Here is an 18,738-nt window from a genome sequence, read left to right as displayed (position 1 = left end):
GTGATGGGCGGCAAGGTCGTGCACTGCGGTGACGCCGGTGTCGGCCAGGCCGCCAAGATCTGCAACAACATGCTGCTCGGGATCTCCATGATCGGGTTGTCCGAGGCGCTGGTGCTCGGTGAGCAGCTCGGCCTGAGCCACCAGTCGTTCTTCGACGTGGTCTCCACCGCCTCCGGCCAGAGCTGGGCGCTGACCAGCTACTGCCCGGTCCCCGGGCCGGTGCCCGCGAGCCCGGCCAACAACGACTACCAGCCCGGCTTCGCCACCGCGCTGATGTCGAAGGACCTCACCCTGGCCGCGAACGCGTTGCGCGCCAACGGCATCGACGGACAGCTCGGCGCACTGGCCGCCGCGATCTACGAGCGGTTCAACCAGACCGACGCGGGTCGCGACTTCTCCGCGATCATCACCGACATCCGGGACCGCTCCGGGGAGGGAACCGAATGACCGAGTACGACACGATCCTGCTCGAACGCAAGAACCGGGTCGGCTGGATCACCCTCAACCGGCCGAAAGCCCTCAACGCGCTCAACACCCAGGTCCTCGACGACATCGTCGCCGCCCTGGACGAGCTCGAGCGTGACGACGAGATCGGCGCGGTCGTGATCACCGGCTCCGCCAGGGCTTTCGCGGCGGGCGCCGACATCAAGGAGATGCAGCCCAAGTCGTACATGGATATGTTCATGGACGACTTCTTCGCCCGCTGGGACCGGCTCGCGCAGTTCCGCAAGCCGACCGTCGCCGCGGTCGCGGGGTACGCCCTCGGCGGTGGCTGTGAGCTCGCCATGCTCTGCGACATCCTGATCGCCGCCGACACCGCGCAATTCGGTCAGCCCGAGATCAAGCTCGGCGTGATCCCCGGCATCGGCGGCTCCCAGCGGCTGACGCGCGCGGTCGGCAAGGCCAAGGCGATGGACCTGGTGCTGACCGGGCGGAACATGGGCGCCGAGGAAGCCGAACGGGCGGGTCTCGTCTCGCGCGTCGTCCCCGCCGACGACCTGCTCGACGTCGCCGCCGAGGTCGCCGAGACCATCGCGGCCAAGTCGCTGCCGGTCACCATGATCGCCAAGGAAGCGGTGAACCGGTCCTTCGAGACCACCCTCGCCGAGGGAATCCGCTTCGAGCGCCGCGTCTTCCACTCGCTGTTCGCGATCGAGGACCAGAAGGAAGGCATGAACGCCTTCGTCGACAAGCGGCCCCCGCACTTCACCCATCGCTGACCTGTCACCCGACACAGTTTCGAGGAACCATGACCGAGGCATTCATCTACGACGCGATCCGCACCCCGCGCGGACGCGGCAAGAAGAACGGCGCCCTGCACGGCGTCAAACCGCTCGACCTGGTGGTCGGGCTCATCGAGGAGCTCAAGGTCCGCTATCCCGGGCTCGACCCGGCGGCCATCGATGACATCGTCCTCGGCGTGGTCTCCCCGGTCGGCGACCAGGGCGCCGACATCGCCAAGACCGCCGCGCTCGCCGCCGGACTGCCCGACACGGTCGCCGGCGTGCAGCTCAACCGGTTCTGCGGTTCGGGCCTCGAGGCGGTCAACACCGCGGCGCAGAAGGTGCGCTCGGGGTGGGAGCAACTGGTGATTGCCGGTGGCGTGGAATCGATGTCGCGCGTCCCGCTCGGCTCCGACGGTGGTGCGTGGGCGATGGACCCGGTCACCAACTACCAGACCTACTTCGTGCCGCAGGGCATCGGCGCCGACCTGATCGCCACCATCGAGGGCTTCACCCGCGAGGATGTCGACGCGTTCGCGGTGCGGTCGCAGGAGCGGGCCGCGGCGGCCTGGTCGGGTGGCTACTTCGCCAAATCCGTTGTCCCGGTGAAGGATATCAACGGTGCCGTGCTGCTCGACCACGATGAATTCATGCGTCCCGGCACCACGGTCGACAGCCTGGCCGGGCTGACGCCGTCGTTCGCGGCGATGGGCGAGATGGGTGGTTTCGACGCGGTCGCCCTGCAGCGTTACCACCACGTCGAGAAGATCAACCACGTCCATCACGCCGGGAACTCCTCGGGCATCGTCGACGGTTCGGCGCTGGTGCTCATCGGTAGCGAATCCGCTGGTGCCGCAGCCGGTCTCACGCCGCGAGCCCGGGTCGTGGCGTCTGCGGTGAGTGGCAGCGATTCCACGATCATGCTGACCGGGCCGGTTCCGGCGACGGAGAAGGTACTGGCACTGGCCGGGCTCACGGTCGACGACATCGACCTGTTCGAGCTCAACGAGGCGTTCGCGTCGGTGGTGCTCAACTACCAGAAGAAGCTGGCCATCCCGGACGAGAAGCTCAATGTCAACGGCGGCGCGATCGCCATGGGTCATCCGCTGGGCGCCACCGGCGCCATGATCACCGGAACCATGGTCGACGAGCTCGAGCGCAGGGGAGCGCGGCGCGCGCTGATCACGCTGTGCATCGGCGGCGGCATGGGCATCGCCACCATCATCGAGCGCGTCTGAGCGCCGGACCCGGATACAGAGGAAAGACCATGACAGAGAACATGATCGGCTGGAACCTCGGCGCCGACCGGGTGCTCGTCCTGACGATGGATGACCCGAGCCAGTCGACCAACACGATGACCGAGGCGTTCGCGCGCGACCTCACCGCGACCGTCGATCGGCTCGAGGCGGAGAAGGACAGCTTCGACGGTGTCATCCTCACCTCGGGCAAGGACACGTTCTTCGCCGGTGGTGACCTGAACCTGCTGATGAACGCCACCTCCGAGACCGCGCCCGAGATCGCGCTCGGCCTCGACACCTACAAGGCCGCGTTCCGCAGGCTCGAGCAGCTGGGCAAGCCCGTGGTCGCCGCGATCAACGGCACCGCGCTCGGCGGCGGCTTCGAGGTCGCCTTGGCCACCCATCACCGCATCGCGCTCGACGCCAAGGGCAGTCTGCTCGGCCTGCCCGAGGTCACTTTCGGCCTTCTTCCCGGCGCCGGTGGTGTCACCCGCACTGTGCGCCTGCTCGGCATCACCAACGCGGTGCTCAACGTCGTCGGCCAGGGCCAGCGGATGAAGCCCGCGAAGGCCTTGCAGGTCGGGATCATTCACGAGGTCGCGGCCACCCGCGAGGAGATGTTCGACAAGGCTCGTGCCTGGATCGCGGCCAACCCCGAAGCGGCGCAGCCGTGGGATGTGAAGGGCTACAAGATCCCCGGCGGCACCCCGTCGAGCCCGGCGCTGGCGGCCAATCTGCCCGCCTTCCCGGCCAATGTCCGCAAGCAGCTCAAGGGCGCGCCGATGCCGGCACCGATCGCGGTGCTGGCCACGGCGGTGGAAGGCGCGCAGGTCGACATCGACACCGCCTTCGCCATCGAGACCCGCTACTGCACGAACCTGATCTGCGGCCAGGTCTCGACCAACATGATCAAGTCCCTGTTCTTCGATCTGGGGACGATCAACAAGGGCGGCAGCCGCCCGGAAGGCTTCCCCGTGCGCACGCCGGAGAAGGTCCTCGTGCTCGGCGCGGGCATGATGGGCGCGGGCATCGCCTATGTGCAGGCCCGCGCCGGCATGCAGGTCGTACTGAAAGACGTCACGATCGAAGCGGCCGAGCGCGGTAAGGACTACTCGCGCAAGCTGGTCGACAAGGCGCTGCGCAAGGGCGCGATCACCCAGGACAAGTACGACGAGATCCTCGGCCGCATCCACGCGACCGCCGACCCGGCCGATGCCGCCGGCTGCGACTTCGTCGTCGAGGCGGTGTTCGAGGATCCAGGCCTGAAGAAGAAGGTGTTCGGCGAGATCGAGCACCTGGTGAACCCGGATGCCCTGCTCGGGTCCAACACCTCCACGCTGCCGATCACCGATCTCGCCGATGGTGTGCAGCGGAAGCAGGACTTCATCGGTCTGCACTTCTTCTCGCCGGTGGACAAGATGCCGCTGGTCGAGATCGTCGTGGGCGAGCAGACCAGCGACGAAGCGATCGCCCGCGCCATCGACTACACCCTGGCTATCAAGAAGACCCCGATCGTGGTGAACGACAGCCGTGGGTTCTTCACCAGCCGGGTCATCGGCCAATTCATGGACGAGGCGATCGCGCTGGTCGCCGAGGGCGTACACCCTGCCTCGGTCGAACAGGCCGCCACGCAGGCCGGGTACCCGGTGGGCGCGCTGGCGCTGGCCGACGAGATCAATATGAAGCTGGCCCAGAAGATCCGGCGCAGCCTGAAGGACAACCTGCTCGCCGAGGGCCGTCGCTGGACCGACTCGAAGGCGTACCCGCTCGTCGACGCGATGGTCGACGACTTCGACCGGCCCGGCCGGCTCGAAGGCCGCGGCTTCTACGAGTACGACGCCGACGGCAAGAAGCTGGGCCTGTGGCCGGGGCTGACGGAGAAGTACACCCGCGAAGATCACGGCATCCCGTTCACCGACATGCAGGAACGGATGCTGTTCGCCGAATCACTCGACACCGTGCGGTGTTTCGACGAGAACGTGCTGCGCACCGTGCCGGACGCGAACATCGGCTCCATCTTCGGCATCGGTTTCCCGGCGTGGACCGGTGGCGTCGTCCAGTACATCAACCAGTACGCGGGCGGGCTCGCCGGATTCGTCGCGCGGGCCGACGAACTGCGCGCCGCCTACGGTGACCGGTTCGAGGTCCCGGAGTCGTTGCGGGCCAAGGCCGCCGCCGGAGAAACACTGGGCTGAGTGTCATGACGACGGACACGACTCCCCGGCACCCGGTGCTGCCGGGCGCCGGGGCGGGGATCATCTCCGCGCGCGGCGTGCGTGGCGACGGCAGGCGAGCGCACCGCAGGCGCGCCGTCGTCGTCGCCGCGCGAGACGTGTTCGTCGCCGGCGGCTATCACGGCGCGCGGATGGAAGAGATCAGCGCCCGCGCCGGGATCAGCAAGCCGGTGCTGTACGACCATTTCGCGAACAAGCTGGACCTGTATCTGGCTGTGCTGCAACAGTATCTGGACCGCATGGTCGTCGGCGTGCGCGCCGCTGTCGCCGACGGCGCCACCCCGCGGTCCCAGGTTCGCGGCGCGGTATCGGTGTATTTCGACTTCGTCGACGAGGACCCGGGCGGTCACGTGCTGGTCTTCGAATCGCCGGTCCCCAGCGAACCGAGTATCGAATGGCGGGTGCGCAGCGCCATGCGTGCCTGCGCCGACCTCGTCGCCGCCGAACTCCGCGCGGCCGGTGTCGCCGCCGCACCCGCCGACATGTACGCCTGGAGCCTGGTCGGCACCAGCCACCTGGCCGCGCGCCACTGGCTCGATGCCGGACGCCCGATTCCCAAGCAGGACGCCGTCGACGTCACGGCTGCCCTGTGCTGGAACGGGCTGTCCGGCTGCGCGCGCAGGTCCGACCACTGAAAACACCCCGTCGCCACCGACAGAACGGACGAAGACGCCCATGCCGACCTACGCCCTGCACGAATCCGACGATCACTTCCTCGCCACCGCCCCGAACCGCTATGTCCACGTCGTCGAGATCGCCGCGCCGCCGAGCGCGGTATGGGCCGCACTGACCGCCGACGACGCCTTGGTGTCCTGGTCGTCGGCCGTCACCGGCATGCGCTGGACCTCGCCGCCCCCGTTCGGCGTCGGCGCCACGCGAGTCGTCACCCTCGCCGGTGTCGCCGGACTGACCGAACGCTTCTACCGCTGGGACGACGAACGCCGGATGACCTTCACTGTCGATTCCGCCACCATCCCCGGATTGCGCCGGTTCGCCGAGGACATCCAGCTCACGCCCTCCACCACGGGCACCCGGCTGACGTGGACGTTCGCCGTCGAAGGCGGTCCGGCGCTGCGGCCGCTGCTGCGCCTGGCCGGTCCGGTGACCAGCCGGCTCACCGCCTCCATCGCCCGGGGCATCGTGGGATCGGTCGACGCTCCGGTGCGGTGACGACGACGTTCGCCGCGCGGAGTCCGTTCCGCTCGCGGTGAATCCAATGCTGGTCGCTGTGCACCCGGGCTGGTTTCGTTTCCGTATGTCCATCGATGACACAGCCCAGGGCACCGCGGTGCGGGTGGCCGAGCTCGGTGCCCACATCGGCGCCCGGATCGACGGGGTGCGGCTCGGCGGTGGCCTGGACGCCCGGTCCGTCGCGGCGATCCGGGCCGCGCTCGCCGAGCACAAGGTGATCTTCTTCCGCGACCAGCACCACCTCACCGAGGACGGGCAATACGAGTTCGCGCGGCTGCTCGGCGAACCGACCATCCCGCATCCGACCGTCACCTCGGCCGGCGCGAAGAGCCTGGCCATCGACTCCCACCAGACCCGCTCGAACGTGTGGCACACCGATGTCACCTTCGTCGACCGCGTCCCGAAGGCCTCGATCCTGCGCGCCGTCGCGCTGCCGAGCTACGGTGGCTCGACCACCTGGGCCTCGACCGTCGCCGCGTACAACGCACTGCCCGAACCACTCCGGCTGCTGGCCGAGAGCTTGCGCGCACGGCACACGAACCGCTACGACTACGCCGCCGACGTCGAGGACAGCCCGGACGACATCGACCGGGCCTACCGCCGCGAGTTCGAGTCCACGTATTTCGAAACCGAGCACCCGGTGGTGGAAGTGCACCCCGAGACCGGCGAACGTGCCCTGCTGCTCGGCTGCTTCGTCAAGGAGATCGTCGGCCTGTCGCGCGCCGAGTCGCGGGCGCTGTTCCGGCTGTTCCAAGATCGGGTGACTCGCCTGGAACACACCACGCGCTGGGACTGGTCGCTGGGCGATGTCGCCATCTGGGACAACAGGGCCACCCAGCACTACGCGGTCGACGACTACGACGGCAGCGAGCATCGCAGGCTCACCCGCATCACGCTGGCCGGGAAGGTCCCCGTCGGGGTCGACGGCAGGTCGAGCACCGTCATCGCGGGCGACGCCGAGCCCTACGCGGCGGTCCCGCTGACGCGGGCGGCCTAGGAACGACCGCTCGCGCATCCCTGGACGAGCACGCCGAATCGATTACCCTTCGACGGCGCAGACGTCCGGTCATCACGCGCGAACAGGTACCCACTGGCCCAGCCTGACGATGGGAATGCCGTGAACTTGTGGAGCTATGTCCAGGGGCGGGGAGAGGTACTGACTTTCCTCACCTATCAGCACGCGTCGCTGGCATTTCAGACGGTGCTGGTCGGAACGGTCGTCGCCATCCTCACCGCGGTGGCCGTATACCGGCTGCCGCTGGCGTCCGCACTCACCCTGACCTCGAGCCGGGTCGCGCTGACGATTCCCTCGCTGGCGCTGCTGGCGCTGCTGCTCGTCCCGTTCGGGCTCGGCGTCGTCCCGTCGTTCATCATGCTGGCGTTCTTCGCGGCGCTGCCGGTGATCGGCAACGCCATCGTCGGACTGCGGTCGGTGCCCGCGTCGGTGGTGGAATCCGCGCGCGGGATCGGGTTGTCGCGGTGGCGCATCCTGCTGACCGTCGAACTGCCGATCGCCTGGCCGGTGATTCTCACCGGGATCAGGGTGTCGACCCAGATGATCGTCGGTGTCGCCGCGATCGTCGCCTATGTCCTCGGCCCCGGGCTCGGCTCGCTGATCTTCAACGGCCTGTCCCGGCTCGGTGGCGCCAATTCCCTCGAAATGGCGCTCACCGGAACCATTCTCATCGTCGCCGTCGCGTTGGTGTTCGACGCGCTTCTCGTCCTGCTCGGACGCCTCACGATCGCCAAGGGGCTTTCATGACCGATCTTCGCAATGTCACCGGTGCGTCCATCACCTTGGACGCGGTGGTCAAGCGCTACAAGGGCCAGGACAAGCCCGCGGTCGAACGGCTCGACCTGGAGATCGACGCGGGTCACATCGTCGCGTTCGTCGGCCCGTCCGGTTGCGGCAAGACGACAACGCTGAAGATGATCAACCGGCTGATCGAGCCGACCGACGGCCGGATCTTCATCGGTGGCCGCGACGTCACCCGGGAGGATCCCGACAAGCTGCGGCAGTCGATCGGGTATGTCATCCAGTCCGGCGGCCTGTTCCCGCACTGGTCGGTGGCCAAGAACATCGGCGCCATTCCGCGGGTCCTCGGCTGGGACAAGAAGCGGATCGCCGAACGCACCGAATACCTGCTGGATCTGGTCGGCCTCGACCCCGGCACCTTCGCCGACCGGCTACCCAAGGACATGTCGGGTGGCCAGCAGCAGCGCGTCGGCGTCGCGCGCGCCCTCGCGGCGGACCCGCCGGTGCTGCTGATGGACGAACCGTTCGGCGCGGTCGATCCCATCACCCGGGTTCGGTTGCAGGACAGCCTGATCGCGATCCAGCACGAGCTCGGCAAGACCATCGTGATCGTCACCCACGACTTCGAGGAAGCCACGAAGCTCGGTGACAAGGTGCTCATCCTGTCCGAGGGCGGGCACGTCGAGCAGTACGCGCGCCCAGAGGAGATCCTCACCGATCCGGCCACGCCGTTCGTGGAGGAATTCGTCGGATCCGGCGCGAAATTGGCGTATCTGACGGTGTCGCGGGTGCGGGATGTCGAAGTCGACCCGGTGACCACCGCGCGGATCGGGGAATCGTCACCGGTGGTGATCGGGCGCGCGACAGCGGCCGGACACACCTGGGTCGTCGTGGTGGACGAGTCGGGACGGCCACGGTCGTGGCCCTCGCTGACGGAAGTGGCGAGCAAGCCGGAGGTCTCCGACTATCTGGACCGGCGCCTGCCCGTCGTCGCGCAGTCCTCGACGCTCAACGACGCGCTCGACGCCATGCTCGCGGCCAGCCAGGGTGCCACCCTCGTCACCGACGGCCGCGGCGCCGTCGTCGGCTCGCTGAGCATCGGTTCGGTGACCGACGTGATCCAGACCAAGCTCGCCGAGGGCAACGGTGTCGCCGAGGAGCCCTCCTACGAAACCTATGTCGACGGCTCCGATCCCACGCCGACGCCGGTCGTCGCCGCCGACGAACCCGGACCGGCATGAACCGCCTGCGCCGGATCCCGATCGACGTGTGGTTCGAACCGCTCGTCATCGTGGTGATCGGGATCGGCTACCTGCTCTGGTATCGGGCCTCGACCTTCACCGCGACCGAGCAAGCCTCGCTCGGCTGGGCGAACCTGCAGACCACGATCCTCGAACACATCCGGCTCACCGTCGTCGCCACGCTGATCGTGGTCGTCGTCGCGATCCCGCTCGGCATCGCGCTCACGCGGCCTGCCTTGCAGCGGCTCGAGCCGATCGCGGTCAATATCGCCAATATCGGGCAGGCCGCGCCCGCGGTCGGTCTGCTGGTGCTGTTCACCTTCTGGCTCGGTACCGGATTCCGCACGGCGGTCGTCGGTCTCGTCGTCTACGCGATCCTGCCCATCCTGCAGAACACGATCGTCGGGCTGCGGCAGGTGGATCACCGGACGATCGAGGCGGCCCGCGGCATCGGCTTCTCGGCCACCAGGACCCTGGTCCAGGTCGAGTTGCCGCTCGCGGTGCCGGTGATCCTCAACGGTGTGCGGACCGCGCTGGTCATCCTGGTCGGCACCGCGACGCTGAGCACGTTCATCGGCGCGACCAGCCTCGGCACCCTGATCACCACCGGTGTCACCCTGTTCCTGCCCAAGCTGCTCATCTCCGGTGCCGTGCTCGTCGGGCTGCTGGCGTTGATAATCGACTGGCTCGGCAGGCTCGTCGAACTTGCCGCGACACCGCGAGGTATCTCATGAGACGAGTACGGCTGGTCACGCTGATGTGCGCGCTCGCGGCGACACTGCTCGCCGGGTGCGGTCTGGTGAGCTCGTCGGGGACCTTCCACGACGCGAGTCTGCCCGGCGATGAACGGCCGCTGGACGGCGCGCGGCTCGTCGTCACGTCGAAGAGCTTCACCGAGGGCGTCCTGCTCGGCAAGATCACCGCGACCTATCTGGCAGCGGCGGGCGCGTCGGTCACCGATCTGACCGGCGCACCGGGTTCGGCCTCCTCACGCCAGGCCCAGCTCAACGGCGACGCCGATGTGCTGTGGGAATACACCGGCACCGGCTGGGTCAACTACCACAACGAGACCGAGACGATCGCCGACCCACAGGAACTCTGGCAGCGCGTCCATGACATCGAAAAGCGCGACTACGACCTCGAATGGCTCGCCCCCGCCAACTTCAACGACACCTACGCCTTCGCCGCGTCGACACCGACCGCCGACCGGCTCGGCGTGCGATCGCTGTCGGACGTGGCCGCCCTGCCCGTCGCCGACCGAACCTTCTGCGTCGACGACGAATTCTTCAGCCGCTCCGACGGTTTCATTCCGATGCTGGCGAAATACGGTATCCCCTACAACGATCCGAACGGCGTCCCCGCAGGCAACGTCACCAGAATGGACGCCGGCGTCGTCTACACCGCGACCGCCAAAAGCGCCCCGTGCCATTTCGGCATGGTCTACACCACCGACGGCCGGGTCAAGAACCTGAACCTGCGCGTCCTCGACGACGACAAGAAGTTCTTCCTGCCCTACAGCGGCACAGCCGTAGTCCGCGGCGCCGTCATCGAGGCCAACCCCCAGTTGCGCCCCCTGCTCGGCACCATCTCCGAACGCCTCACCGACGACCTCATGCGGGAACTCAACGGCCGCGTCGACATCGACGGCGAAGATCCCGGCGACGTCGCCTACGACTGGCTGAAAAGCGAAAACCTGATCGAATAGGCGGGATGCCGCGCGGGCGCTGCCTGCCGATCCGGAGGGCGAATTCAGGTCACCTCGGTCGGTGGCGAGCCGTCGGTCCGGCGGTAGAACTCGATCTGGTCGGCGACGACGCGTCGGCGCAACTCCGGGTCGGTGTAGAAGGTGAAATGTGTGCCGGGGTAGATCCGCAGCTCGCCACGCGGCGCGCGATCGGCCAGTGCGCGGCACTTCTCCAGCGGTGTCTCCTGATCGTCGGCGGCGACGCAGACCAGAAGCGGGCAGGACAGGCGGGCGGCGGACTCGGCCGGGCGGTAGCGCATCATCTGCAGGAGTGCGCGCGGTGCGATGCTGTTGCGCCACAATGTTTCGCCGCTTCCGGTCAGTGTCCGGATGTGTTCCTCGGCCTCGGGTGTCGCGGTGACGGCCAGGTCACCGGGGCTGCCGACCATCGGGATGTAGTACGGCCGCATCCCGAGTGTGTCGCGCACGGTATCCCAGGCGATCGCGCCGAGCAGCTTCAGTGTGTCACCGGTCGAGCGGTCCGCCACGCGGTCGGGAAACCCGTTGAACGGGATCTGCGCGACGACGGCCGCGATACGGGGATCCGTTGCGGCGACGGTGATCACGTGCGCCCCGCCCAGCGAGTTCCCCCACAGGAAGATCCGGTCGGGGTCGATGCGCTCGTGGCCGCGGGCGAAGGCGACCGCGGCGCGGATGTCGTCGAGTTGACCGGTGATGTCGGGCACCTGGCGCGGGTCGCCGTCGCTCTCGCCGAAGCTGCGGTAGTCGAAGACCAGTGCCGCCGAGCCCGCGGCGGCGAACTTCTCGGCGTAGTCGAAGAGCCGGTCCATCGTTCCGCTGAAGCCGTGACACAGCACCACACACGGCACCGGTCCTGAGTCGGCGGGCAGGTAGAGGTTACCGGCACACCGGACACCGGCTGCCAGGAAGGACACTGTGGTTCGCATACAGATCAACCCCGCGGCAATAGACTTACTGTCGGTAAGCACTCTAGCGAAAAGACTGACCATTGGTAAGTGATTCGACGACATCGGAGCGGATCTTGGCCGCGGCGCGCGTCCTGTTCGCCGCCCGCGGCTACCGGGCCACTTCGATGCAGGCCGTCGCCGACGAGGTCGGCATCACCAAAGCCGCCCTCTACTACCACTTCGACGCCAAAGACGAGATCCTGCGCCGGCTCACGGTGCCGCTGCTGGACGAGCTCGAAGCGACGCTGGCCGCCGCCGAAGCCCGCGCTGATCCCGACGAGGTGCGATGGCGTGCGATCGAAGGCTACGTCGATGTCCACCTGCGTCACCGGCACACGCTGACGATGCTCGTCAAAGACATGACGTTGCTGGTGCAGGCGCCGGTAGCCGACCGATTCCGGGCCGCGATCGCCTTGGCCAACGACTTGGTCGCTGGCTCGGACGACAGCATCGAGAACAGGGTGCGGGCCTGTCAGGTGGTCGCCGGTCTGGCCGACCCGGTGGTGCTCTTCCGGGACGTACCGACCGACACGCTCCGCCGGTTGATCCTGGACGGTGCGCGGGCGCTGCTCGGGGAGCCCGCGCGGCCTCGGCCCCGCGCACGCGCCAGGGGCCGCAACGGTGGACGGCCCGCCGCGCTCACCGAGGAGCAGGTCGGACAGGCGCGTTCGCTCTATCTCGCGGGCGGTGCCGCCGAGGAGATCGCCGACCGATTCGGTGTCTCCCGTGCAACGATCTACCGTCATCTCAAAACCTAGTGATAATGAGAATTGATTTCGCGACAGCGGGCAACGCTGTGAACCACGTCATGTCGCGTCACGTCGGGTGCCGCTCGCTCGTCCTGGGAGTAGTCATTCCGTCGAGAAGAAGGCACCGACATGAGTATTCGAACGCTGTCCGCACGGCTCGCGCTGGTCACCGCCGCGGTCCTCGCCGCTGTCGCCACGCCGGTGGCCCATGCCGAGGAGGCTGACGGCTCGCCCTATCTGAGCCGGATCGGTTCCCACTACGCCGAGACCGATCTCGCCCGATTCCATTACACGCGAACCGGGACAGGCTCACCCGTCGTGCTGATCGCCGGCGGCGGATTGTGGGGCTATTCCTGGCGAGACGTCATTCCGGCACTGGCCGCCGAGCACACGGTGTATGCCGTCGACCTGCCCAGTCAGGGCTACACCGACGTGCATCGCGAGGACTTCGCCTACGACCTGCCCGCGATGTCGGACGCCATCGCGGCATTCCTCGACGGCGTCGGACTCGAGCGGGCGGCGATCGCCGGGCACTCGTGGGGTGGCGCCTGGAGTCTGTACTTCGCACAACAGCATCCGGATCGGGTCGAGCGACTGGTTCTTCTCGATTCGCCCGGCATCGACGCCGAAAAGGCGCCTGTCACACCGTTGTTCACCACTCCGCTGCTCGGTGAGCTTGCCACGAATCTCACCACTCGCGACCTCTACGCCGACAACATCCGTGGCACCTTCCAGCACCGGCACCTGGTCACCGACGAAGTGATCGACGAGCTGTACGCACCGTTCTCCCGACCGGCCAACCGCGCCGGATTCCTGTCGCTGTGGCGCAATCTGGACTACCGGCTCACCGACGCCGGGCTCGCCGAGGTCGCCGCGCCGACCCTCGTCCTGTGGGGCGAGGGGGACAGCTGGCTCCCCGCATCCCAGGCCCACCGGCTGGCCACGCGGATCCCGGACGCCACGGCAACCGTTGTGCCCGGCTGCGGGCACACCGTCCATGAGGACTGCCCAGCGCAGGTCACCCCGATGCTGACAGCGTTCCTGCGCTGAGGCTACCGGCTAAGACGAGACGTACCGTTCCGTTGTGCGATAGGATCTGTGCCCATGGCCAGAACCACGCCGGACCGCACCCGCCGCAGCGAGCGCTCCCGGATCGCGATCCTCGACGCCGCCCGCGAACTCATCGGCGAGGTCGAGTACGCGAAGCTGACGATCGAGGCCATCGCGACGCGGGCTGGGGTGGGGAAGCAGACGATCTACCGGTGGTGGCCGTCCAAGGGTGCCGTGGTCTTCGACGCCCTGCTGAGCGCGAGTGAGAACCCGGAGAGCGGCGGCATCGAGTTGCCGGACACCGGCGACCTCGGTGCCGACCTGAGGACGGTGCTGCGCGCGACCGCCGCCGAGTTCGCCGATCCCGCGTTCGCCGCCCCCTTGCGGGCGCTGACCACCGAGATCGTCAACGACCCCGACCTCGCGGCTGTCTATCGGGAGCGCATGGCGGAACCGATGCGTGCGGCCAAGCGGCGGCGGCTGCGGAGTGCGCAGCGCGCGGGCCAGCTCCGTGCCGACGCCGACCTGGATCTCGTCGTCGACATGCTCTACGGGCCGCTCACCCAACGATGGTTGCAGCGTTCCGGCCGCATCGACGCCGAGTTCGCCGATGCCCTGGCCGATGCGGTCCTGCGCGCCTTCGCCCCCGCCTGAACCCCGCGCTGCCCGAGCTGGCAGCCCCCATGCGCCGAGCGGCCCACCGGCACGCGACGGATGCGAACTATCGGGGGGAATTGTCGGAATGGAGCGGCTGTCACGGAGCATCGGCAGGAGTTCCCGCGCGCAATGCTCCCAAACCCCGTTCGCCGGAGGAATTGCCCGTGCGGACCTTCGCCGAGACGGAATTGTCCGAATATACCGACGCGTCCGACTCCGCCCACTGACTGGTTACGTGATGATCCGGGTCGGAGTCATGTCGAATGCGGCTGCGCCGCTGGAATCGACGCCACACAGGCCGCTGTCGGATGTCATCGAGGACGACGGTGGGTACGCGATGGCGTGACCCCTCCAGAGGCTCAATCTTGTGGATATCTCCGATGATTCGGCGAATGGTCCGGAGGAAGGTCAAAACCCGTGCCGAGTAAGGGTTCTCACGGGTACGGCTGTGATCTGATCGAGATGTCCCCGAGATGGGGATTTTTCGTAGCACACAACGAGGAACCGTATGAACCCCAGAATCGCCCGTCCGCTAGCCGTCGCCGCACTGGCGCTGTCCGCGTGCGCCCTGAGCGCCGGTACCGCCACCGCGGCTTCCCCTGCCCCCGTTGCGGGTTCGGTGGAAGTCTGCCTGCCCCTCCCGCATATCGGCCCGCTCGAGCTGGCGCTGTGCCTGTGACCGGGTAGCCGGAGTGCCTCCGGCGGTGGGGGACCCGCCATCGTCGGAGGCATGCGCGCCGTTGTCGGAATCCATAATTTATCCGGATTTCCGTTGCTGTTTATCACAAGCGAAGCCGGGACGGCGGTTTGTTCTACACGGTAGATTGGGGTCTTGCCCAGTGATCTGGGTTGGGAAGGATTCATCATGGCTGTCTCACCCTCCATTGCGCCGTTCTTGACCGCAGCGGGCCGCCCGGTATCGAACCCCTTGAAGGATGTGCGGACGATATCCCGTCAGATGGTGGGCCATTTCATCGAGAATGTCGTGCCGTGCGCGACACTGCCCGGCGAGGTACTCGACGGTGATGTCACCACGGTGACCCGGGTGTGTCTCGAGCTGACCAGGGGCGCGCTCGACGGGCGTGACCTACCGGGGCGACTGGAACAGATCCAAGCCGCGGCCGCGGACTGGGCGCGGGAGGGCATCCCGATCGACACCATCCACAATGCCGTGCACGAAGGCTTCAAACTCGGTTTCGACCTCGTCATCGCCGGTGTCACCAACCAGGACCACGAGACCCTCGTCGGGGTGGCCCGGCGGCTGACCGACATCCAGAGCATGATCACCTCGGCGGTATCCCTGGCCTATGTGCGGGAACTGCGCTCGGTCGTCGGTGAACATCACACCGCAGTCCACACGCTGACCTCGGCATTGCTCGGTGGTCAGAACACGTCGACGATGGCCAGGGAATGCGGCATCACCGTCGCCGACAACTATCACGTCGTAGCGCTGGCGCTGCCGCCCCATGTCGAGGAATTCATCCCTTCCCTCGACGGCAATGTGGTTGCCCGGCGCAAGCTGCGTCGCGTGCAGGCCGAGCTGGCGAACCGGTGCGTCGGCAAGGTGCTGTCGCTGTTGAGCGTCGACGGCGGCACCCTGCTGCTGCCCACCTCGGAGTTCTCCGAGCTCGAACTGGACGAGTTGATCGCCGGATTGTCCGAGGCGGCCCAGGTTCCGGTGCGCGCTGTGACGACCACCGCGGTACCGGCGGAGATCCCGCGTGCTGCGGAACAAGTCCATGAACTGGTCGAAATAGTGGATCGGCTCGGTGGCCCGAGCAAGGTCTATCGTCCGCATCAACTGGCATTCGAATATCAGCTGACCAGGCAGGGCCCGGCCCGCGATTACCTCAGTTCGGTCGTCGATTCCCTCGAAGCGCACCCGGAACTGCTGCAGACGCTCGAGGTGTACATGGCGACGAATTTGCAGCGCTCGCGGACCGCGCGCGAGTTGTTCATCCACACGAATACGGTGGACTACCGGCTGAAACGGATCGGCCAGCTGACCGGCTTCGACCTGAACGACGTCACCGGTCTGTGCTATCTCCGCTCGGCGCTGCTGATCCGCGCGCATCGCGGACTCGGCAGGCCGGAGAACCTGCGCGCCGAGAACGAGACCAGTTCTCGCGCAGGGTGATCCGCGCGGATACCGGGTAGTGGCGGTCTACGCCGCGCGGACGGTGACTGTCGTGTCGGTGCTGGGAAATTCGAAGACGCGCAGGCGGCCGGTCACCAGGTCGACCGTATCGGCGATCACGCGTCCGGCGTGATGTGCGCCGCCGGCGAAACTCGTGCTGATCACGCGGTAGCTGCGCCTCGGGGTGAGCACGATGTCACCCGATTCCAGCAGTCCGGCCGAGGTGGGCGCGCCGGGGCAACTGTCGGCCGCCTCGGTGCGGCGGTTGACGCCGAGCAAACTCAACACTGTGTTTTCTCCCGTGGTGTATGTCGCGGAATCCGCGTCCCGTCGCCGGTTCCGCGAACGGGTATCGAGATCTTTTTACCCACGGGCAGCGCAGGGGAAACCGTCGGAATCCGCGGTCCGTTCCCGATCAGCGGGAAGGCGCGCAGACGCTGACATCCGCCAGGTCATACGGTGAGTTTCATGACGGCAACACCCCAGCCCGACGACGCCGCGACGCATCTCGCGCGGTTGGCGGCGATCGAGTCGATCACCGCGCTCAAGCACCGCTACTTCCGCGCCTGCGACGCCAAGGACCCCGAAGGGTTCCGCGACTGTTTCGTCGCGGTCGGCTCGGCACTGGACTACGGCGAGCTCGGTGCCATGGACGCCGACGGCATGGCCGCGGTCTTCGCCTCGATCGCCCTGCAGCAGGTGGACGGCAAGCACGCGATCCTCGACATGCACCACGGAGTGCACCCCGACATCACGGTGCGCGAGGACGGCACGGCGAGCGGCCGGTGGACGCTACGGTTCCGCCAGGTCAACCTGATCGAGCGCACCGAAACCGTCGCGACCGGCGAATACGCCGACGAATACCGGGTGGAGGACGGCCGCTGGAAGATCGCGACGTGCACGTTCCACCGGTTGTGGGCGATCACCAGGCCACTCGACGACGCCTGCCGGATCGCGCAGTAGGGCCGGGACATGTCGAAGATCGCTCTGGTGACCGGCGCCAGCCGTGGCGTCGGCAAGGGAATCGCGCTGGCGCTCGGCGCCGCGGGCTGGACCGTGTATCTGACCGGACGGGGCAGCGCGGGTGACGGTGGGCCGCTGGAGGTGGCCGCCGCCGAGGTGAGCGCCCGCGGCGGCACCGGCATCGCCGTGCGGTGCGACCATCGTGACGACGCGCAGATCGCCGCCGTGTTCGCCCGCATCGCCGCCGAACAGGACGGACTCGACCTGCTGGTCAACAATGTGTGGGCGAATCCTGACGGTTTCGCCGGCTTCAGCGACCCGTTCTGGCAGCGGCCCGTCGAAGATTGGGACACGCTGATCGGCGTCGGCCTGCGCGCGCACTATGTCGCCTCCGTCGAGGCGGCGCGACGCATGGTCGCCCGCGGCAGCGGCGTCATCGCCAACATCTCCTCGTTCGGCACCCGCGGCTATCTGCACTCGGTGCTGTACGGCATGTCGAAGGCGGGTCTGGACAAGATGGCCTGCGACATGGCCGTGGAGCTACGCGGGACGGGTGTGAGCACCGTGTCGCTGTGGCCCGGCATCGTGCGCACCGAACAGGTGCTGGCCATGGGCGTCGAGGACATCGAGGGGTTTCCGATCGCGGGTGCGGAAACGCCGGAATTCGTCGGCCGGGTCGTCCTGGCGCTGGCCACCGATCCCGAGATCGGTACCCGCAGCGGCAGCACGGTGATCACCGCCGAGGCGGCCGTCGAATACGGGATCACCGATATCGATGGTGGACAGCCGGTGTCGCATCGCGAGGCCTTCGGCGGCGGCGCGGTCTTCGGCATCCGGTGAGAAAGGAATCTGTGATGGAGCTTTCGGGCAAAGTAGTACTGGTTACCGGTGGAGCGCGCGGTCTCGGCGCGGCCTTCGCCCACGGGATCGTCGCCGCAGGCGGCAGCGTCGTGATCGGTGACCTCCTGGACGAGGACGGCGCCGCCGTCGCGGGCGAACTGGGGGAGCGCGCCCGGTTCGTACACCTCGATGTCACCGACCCGGCGTCGTGGCAGCATGCCGTCGACACCGCTGTCGGTGCCTTCGGCACACTGACCGGCCTGGTGAACAACGCCGGGGTGACCGCCTCGGGTGTGCCGTTGGTCGAGGAGCCACTCGAGACGTTCCAGCGGGTGATCCAGGTCAACCTGGTATCGGTGAACATCGGCATCCACGCGGTGGTGCCTGCCCTGCGGGCGGCCGGTGGCGGTTCCATCGTCAATATCTCCTCGGCCGCCGGGCTGGTCGGCCTGGCGCACACAGGTGCCTACGGCGCGGCCAAGTGGGGTGTGCGCGGGCTGACCAAGGTCGCCGCGGTAGAGCTCGCGCGCGACCGGATCCGGGTGAACTCGGTCCATCCCGGAATGGTGCTGACCCCGATGACCGCGCCGACCGGAATCAGTCTGGCGGAGGGTGGTTTCCCGAACGCGCCGCTGGGCAGGGTCGGGCAGCCCGAGGAACTCGCCGGGGCGGTCACCTATCTGCTCAGCGACGCGGCCTCGTACACGACCGGCGCCGAGCTGGCCGTGGACGGCGGTTGGACAGCAGGCCCTCCGGTCGTCGACATGAACGGCTAGTTCCCGCCGT

The 18,738-nt window shown here is 67.7% G+C and carries 21 protein-coding genes; 19 read left to right on the top strand and 2 right to left on the bottom strand.

Annotated features, from left to right (window positions below):
* The 11 genes from ACWF9G_RS31360 to ACWF9G_RS31310 all read left to right on the top strand — a co-directional run.
* On the top strand, positions 1–447 hold a 447-nt coding region (locus ACWF9G_RS31360; protein ID WP_452519723.1), incomplete at its 5' end, for an NAD-binding protein.
* Positions 444–1,220 carry an enoyl-CoA hydratase gene (locus ACWF9G_RS31355; protein ID WP_452519722.1) on the top strand — a complete coding sequence of 259 codons (777 nt, stop codon included), beginning with the start codon at positions 444–446 and terminating at the stop codon, positions 1,218–1,220. The genes ACWF9G_RS31360 and ACWF9G_RS31355, both read left to right, overlap by 4 nt.
* A 29-nt stretch (positions 1,221–1,249) precedes the next feature.
* A complete protein-coding gene (locus ACWF9G_RS31350) occupies positions 1,250–2,461 on the top strand; it encodes an acetyl-CoA C-acetyltransferase (protein ID WP_452519721.1) in 1,212 nt (403 codons plus the stop codon).
* 29 nt (positions 2,462–2,490) lie between these two features.
* Positions 2,491–4,656 carry a 3-hydroxyacyl-CoA dehydrogenase NAD-binding domain-containing protein gene (locus ACWF9G_RS31345; RefSeq protein WP_452519720.1) on the top strand — a complete coding sequence of 722 codons (2,166 nt, stop codon included), beginning with the start codon at positions 2,491–2,493 and terminating at the stop codon, positions 4,654–4,656.
* Positions 4,657–4,661: 5 nt separating this feature from the next.
* Entirely contained in the window at positions 4,662–5,330 is a 669-nt protein-coding gene (locus tag ACWF9G_RS31340) for a TetR/AcrR family transcriptional regulator (protein WP_452519719.1), read from the top strand.
* A 40-nt stretch (positions 5,331–5,370) separates the two neighbouring features.
* The gene (locus ACWF9G_RS31335) at positions 5,371–5,865 is read left to right on the top strand and encodes an SRPBCC family protein (protein WP_452519718.1); all 495 of its coding nucleotides are present in this window, start codon (positions 5,371–5,373) and stop codon (positions 5,863–5,865) included.
* Positions 5,866–5,950: 85 nt separating this feature from the next.
* Positions 5,951–6,883: a TauD/TfdA dioxygenase family protein gene (locus ACWF9G_RS31330; protein ID WP_452519717.1), complete on the top strand. Its 933-nt coding sequence runs from the start codon at positions 5,951–5,953 to the stop codon at positions 6,881–6,883.
* 120 nt (positions 6,884–7,003) lie between these two features.
* Positions 7,004–7,648 (top strand): ABC transporter permease, encoded by a 645-nt coding sequence (locus ACWF9G_RS31325; protein ID WP_379303978.1) that lies wholly within the window; start codon positions 7,004–7,006, stop codon positions 7,646–7,648.
* On the top strand, positions 7,645–8,883 hold the full coding sequence (locus tag ACWF9G_RS31320; protein ID WP_452519716.1) for an ATP-binding cassette domain-containing protein: 1,239 nt from the start codon (positions 7,645–7,647) through the stop codon (positions 8,881–8,883). The genes ACWF9G_RS31325 and ACWF9G_RS31320 overlap by 4 nt, the downstream gene beginning before the upstream one ends.
* Positions 8,880–9,617, top strand: a complete 738-nt coding sequence (locus tag ACWF9G_RS31315; RefSeq protein ID WP_379303974.1) for an ABC transporter permease — start codon at positions 8,880–8,882, stop codon at positions 9,615–9,617. The genes ACWF9G_RS31320 and ACWF9G_RS31315 overlap by 4 nt, the downstream gene beginning before the upstream one ends.
* Positions 9,614–10,588: a glycine betaine ABC transporter substrate-binding protein gene (locus ACWF9G_RS31310; protein WP_452519714.1), complete on the top strand. Its 975-nt coding sequence runs from the start codon at positions 9,614–9,616 to the stop codon at positions 10,586–10,588. The genes ACWF9G_RS31315 and ACWF9G_RS31310 overlap by 4 nt, the downstream gene beginning before the upstream one ends.
* 44 nt (positions 10,589–10,632) lie before the next feature.
* On the opposite strand, the gene ACWF9G_RS31305 is transcribed toward ACWF9G_RS31310, so the two are convergent.
* Positions 10,633–11,535, bottom strand: coding sequence for an alpha/beta hydrolase (locus tag ACWF9G_RS31305; protein WP_452519713.1), 903 nt, complete (start codon positions 11,533–11,535; stop codon positions 10,633–10,635).
* Positions 11,536–11,630: 95 nt separating this feature from the next.
* Here ACWF9G_RS31305 and ACWF9G_RS31300 point away from each other — a divergent pair, with 95 nt between their 5' ends.
* From ACWF9G_RS31300 to ACWF9G_RS31280, 5 genes are all read left to right on the top strand, one after another.
* The gene (locus ACWF9G_RS31300; RefSeq protein ID WP_452519711.1) at positions 11,631–12,314 is read left to right on the top strand and encodes a TetR family transcriptional regulator; all 684 of its coding nucleotides are present in this window, start codon (positions 11,631–11,633) and stop codon (positions 12,312–12,314) included.
* Between the two features lie 120 nt (positions 12,315–12,434).
* Entirely contained in the window at positions 12,435–13,355 is a 921-nt protein-coding gene (locus tag ACWF9G_RS31295) for an alpha/beta fold hydrolase (RefSeq protein WP_452519710.1), read from the top strand.
* A gap of 54 nt (positions 13,356–13,409) precedes the next feature.
* A complete protein-coding gene (locus ACWF9G_RS31290; protein ID WP_452519708.1) occupies positions 13,410–14,009 on the top strand; it encodes a TetR/AcrR family transcriptional regulator in 600 nt (199 codons plus the stop codon).
* A gap of 511 nt (positions 14,010–14,520) precedes the next feature.
* Positions 14,521–14,691, top strand: a complete 171-nt coding sequence (locus ACWF9G_RS31285) for a hypothetical protein (RefSeq protein WP_452519707.1) — start codon at positions 14,521–14,523, stop codon at positions 14,689–14,691.
* 186 nt (positions 14,692–14,877) lie between these two features.
* A complete protein-coding gene (locus ACWF9G_RS31280) occupies positions 14,878–16,149 on the top strand; it encodes a PucR family transcriptional regulator (protein WP_379311406.1) in 1,272 nt (423 codons plus the stop codon).
* Positions 16,150–16,176: 27 nt separating this feature from the next.
* Here ACWF9G_RS31280 and ACWF9G_RS31275 read toward each other — a convergent pair whose 3' ends face one another.
* Positions 16,177–16,437 (bottom strand): hypothetical protein, encoded by a 261-nt coding sequence (locus ACWF9G_RS31275; protein ID WP_379311405.1) that lies wholly within the window; start codon positions 16,435–16,437, stop codon positions 16,177–16,179.
* Between the two features lie 180 nt (positions 16,438–16,617).
* Here ACWF9G_RS31275 and ACWF9G_RS31270 point away from each other — a divergent pair, with 180 nt between their 5' ends.
* From ACWF9G_RS31270 to ACWF9G_RS31260, 3 genes are read left to right on the top strand one after another with little or no spacing between them, the layout of a single operon-like run.
* Positions 16,618–17,112, top strand: a complete 495-nt coding sequence (locus ACWF9G_RS31270) for a nuclear transport factor 2 family protein (RefSeq protein WP_452519706.1) — start codon at positions 16,618–16,620, stop codon at positions 17,110–17,112.
* 9 nt (positions 17,113–17,121) lie between these two features.
* On the top strand, positions 17,122–17,952 hold the full coding sequence (locus tag ACWF9G_RS31265) for an SDR family NAD(P)-dependent oxidoreductase (RefSeq protein ID WP_452519704.1): 831 nt from the start codon (positions 17,122–17,124) through the stop codon (positions 17,950–17,952).
* Positions 17,953–17,966: 14 nt separating this feature from the next.
* A complete protein-coding gene (locus ACWF9G_RS31260) occupies positions 17,967–18,728 on the top strand; it encodes a glucose 1-dehydrogenase (RefSeq protein ID WP_379311402.1) in 762 nt (253 codons plus the stop codon).
* Positions 18,729–18,738 lie beyond the last annotated feature (10 nt).

It is taken from the genome of Nocardia sp. NPDC055029 (assembly GCF_053608525.1).
This window is presented reverse-complemented; position numbering and strand designations above follow the sequence as displayed.

Bases quoted from the DNA above. Each gene is read 5' to 3' on its own strand.
- ACWF9G_RS31355 (WP_452519722.1), top strand. From the start codon at position 444: ATGACCGAGTACGACACGATCCTGCTCGAACGCAAGAACCGGGTCGGC.
- ACWF9G_RS31350 (WP_452519721.1), top strand. From the start codon at position 1,250: ATGACCGAGGCATTCATCTACGACGCGATCCGCACCCCGCGCGGACGC.
- ACWF9G_RS31345 (WP_452519720.1), top strand. From the start codon at position 2,491: ATGACAGAGAACATGATCGGCTGGAACCTCGGCGCCGACCGGGTGCTC.
- ACWF9G_RS31340 (WP_452519719.1), top strand. From the start codon at position 4,662: ATGACGACGGACACGACTCCCCGGCACCCGGTGCTGCCGGGCGCCGGG.
- ACWF9G_RS31335 (WP_452519718.1), top strand. From the start codon at position 5,371: ATGCCGACCTACGCCCTGCACGAATCCGACGATCACTTCCTCGCCACC.
- ACWF9G_RS31330 (WP_452519717.1), top strand. From the start codon at position 5,951: ATGTCCATCGATGACACAGCCCAGGGCACCGCGGTGCGGGTGGCCGAG.
- ACWF9G_RS31320 (WP_452519716.1), top strand. From the start codon at position 7,645: ATGACCGATCTTCGCAATGTCACCGGTGCGTCCATCACCTTGGACGCG.
- ACWF9G_RS31315 (WP_379303974.1), top strand. From the start codon at position 8,880: ATGAACCGCCTGCGCCGGATCCCGATCGACGTGTGGTTCGAACCGCTC.
- ACWF9G_RS31310 (WP_452519714.1), top strand. From the start codon at position 9,614: ATGAGACGAGTACGGCTGGTCACGCTGATGTGCGCGCTCGCGGCGACA.
- ACWF9G_RS31305 (WP_452519713.1), bottom strand. From the start codon at position 11,535: ATGCGAACCACAGTGTCCTTCCTGGCAGCCGGTGTCCGGTGTGCCGGT.
- ACWF9G_RS31295 (WP_452519710.1), top strand. From the start codon at position 12,435: ATGAGTATTCGAACGCTGTCCGCACGGCTCGCGCTGGTCACCGCCGCG.
- ACWF9G_RS31290 (WP_452519708.1), top strand. From the start codon at position 13,410: ATGGCCAGAACCACGCCGGACCGCACCCGCCGCAGCGAGCGCTCCCGG.
- ACWF9G_RS31285 (WP_452519707.1), top strand. From the start codon at position 14,521: ATGAACCCCAGAATCGCCCGTCCGCTAGCCGTCGCCGCACTGGCGCTG.
- ACWF9G_RS31280 (WP_379311406.1), top strand. From the start codon at position 14,878: ATGGCTGTCTCACCCTCCATTGCGCCGTTCTTGACCGCAGCGGGCCGC.
- ACWF9G_RS31270 (WP_452519706.1), top strand. From the start codon at position 16,618: ATGACGGCAACACCCCAGCCCGACGACGCCGCGACGCATCTCGCGCGG.
- ACWF9G_RS31265 (WP_452519704.1), top strand. From the start codon at position 17,122: ATGTCGAAGATCGCTCTGGTGACCGGCGCCAGCCGTGGCGTCGGCAAG.
- ACWF9G_RS31260 (WP_379311402.1), top strand. From the start codon at position 17,967: ATGGAGCTTTCGGGCAAAGTAGTACTGGTTACCGGTGGAGCGCGCGGT.